This window comes from Vibrio sp. Vb1755 (assembly GCF_033338635.1).
Lineage (GTDB): Bacteria > Pseudomonadota > Gammaproteobacteria > Enterobacterales > Vibrionaceae > Vibrio > Vibrio alginolyticus.
Genome location: NZ_JAWOTA010000289.1, coordinates 1 through 1132, shown reverse-complemented (window position 1 = coordinate 1132; position 1132 = coordinate 1). Strand labels below are relative to the sequence as shown.

The 1132-nt window shown below is 45.5% G+C and carries 2 protein-coding genes; one reads left to right on the top strand and one right to left on the bottom strand.

The annotated features are described in order from the left end of the window. On the top strand, window positions 1-451 hold a 451-nt coding region (locus tag R7E00_RS24610; RefSeq protein ID WP_318124834.1), incomplete at its 5' end, for an RNA methyltransferase. 91 nt (window positions 452-542) lie between these two features. On the opposite strand, the gene fdxA is transcribed toward R7E00_RS24610, so the two are convergent. After that, window positions 543-866 (bottom strand): ferredoxin FdxA, encoded by a 324-nt coding sequence (fdxA, locus tag R7E00_RS24605; protein WP_005461160.1) that lies wholly within the window; start codon window positions 864-866, stop codon window positions 543-545. Between the last annotated feature and the right edge of the window lie 266 nt (window positions 867-1132).

The following is a 1132-nucleotide window of genomic DNA, read 5'->3' as shown; positions in this document are numbered from 1 at the left end:
AGAACCACAGGCAAAGGGCTTGATGATTGCTCTGGATGGTGTTTCAGACCCAGGTAACCTAGGTACGATTATCCGTGTAGCTGACTGGTATGGCATTAAGCACATTATTGCGAGCACTGACTGTGCAGACCCGTATAACCCAAAAACCATCAGCGCGACAATGGGCAGTTTTGGGCGTGTGCAAGTGAGTTTGGTTGATTTGCCAAGCTACTTAGCAGAAGCAGACTTACCAGTGTATGGTGCTTTCCTTGAAGGTGAGAGCGTGCATAAAACTGATTTTTCAGCAGAAGGTATTTTGTTGATGGGCAGCGAGTCACATGGTGTGCGAGAAGAAGCGTCCAAGTTCGTGACAGATCAGATCACGATTCCTGCTTTCGGTGGCGCAGAATCTTTAAACGTAGCAATGGCGACGGGCATCATTTTGGACAACATGCGTCGTCAGCACAGCTAATCGTATCAACGAATTTTAGATACAAAAAAAGCGTAACGGCCTAGGCGATTTCAAGCTGAGGTTCATTACGCTTTTTTCGTTTTGAATGCGGTTATTTTTCTAACATATCCAACTTGTTTGGCACGCCATTCCATTTTTCCGCTTCATCCATCGCTGGTTTCACTTCAGTTTGTACCGGCCAGATTTCTGCGAGTTCGGCGTTGAGCTCTTTGTAGATGGTTTGATCTTCAGGCAGCTCGTCTTCTTGGAAGATTGCCGCTGCGGCACACTCGTCAACACACAAGCCACAGTCGATACATTCTATTGGGTTGATTACCATGAAGTTTGGACCTTCGTGGAAGGCGTCAGCCGGGCACACCGCGACACAGTCGGTGTATTTACATTGGATACAGTTATCGGTTACGACAAACGCCATGATAATCAGCTCTTAAGTTAGTCAAAATCAAAGAAGGGGGATAATACTCATCCCAAGGCAAAATTCAACATTCACCAAGTTAAATCCGTCGTCCAACCTTGATTTAGTATGACAGACAATTCAATTTCTCGTAAAATGCGCGCCATTGTGAGCTGGGGGCCGTTAGGTTTTTTGGCTAAGACACCTACTATAACGAGACATCGATATGATTCGTATTAATGAAATTAAGCTTCCTCTTGATCATGAGGAAGGCGCGCTATTAGACG